The 308-nt window shown below is 57.8% G+C and carries 1 protein-coding gene; it reads right to left on the reverse strand.

Annotated features, from left to right (window positions below; translation table 11 throughout):
• Positions 1-308, reverse strand: a 308-nt coding sequence (locus AC1RPT_RS07935) for a DNA cytosine methyltransferase (protein WP_481763010.1), incomplete at both ends; no start/stop codon positions are given.

Raw genomic sequence — 308 nt, forward strand, 5'->3', positions numbered from 1 at the left:
GGAGCTTAACGGTTGCGGGTGACCTGCGAAGAAAATCATCCCACATGTCGATCGCCTTTAGCGTTTGAGAAGGTATCGATCGGACCGGCGAGACATGCGCGTGCAGAACCGAGGTGATGTCGGTCGGCGACCTGTGCGGCCTAGGCCATGCGAAGTTGTCAAGCCCGTCCAGCGAGCCTACGAAATAAGCGCGCTCACGCACCTGGGGGATGCCGAATTCGTGCGGTGAGAATCGATGAATTTTGACCGAGTAGCCAAGTTCCTCAAGCTTCTGGACAATCGTGTCGCGAGTCGCGCCACCCCTATGG

The sequence above is a fragment of the Dellaglioa sp. CoH-56-MRSF-11 genome, from assembly GCF_056782135.1.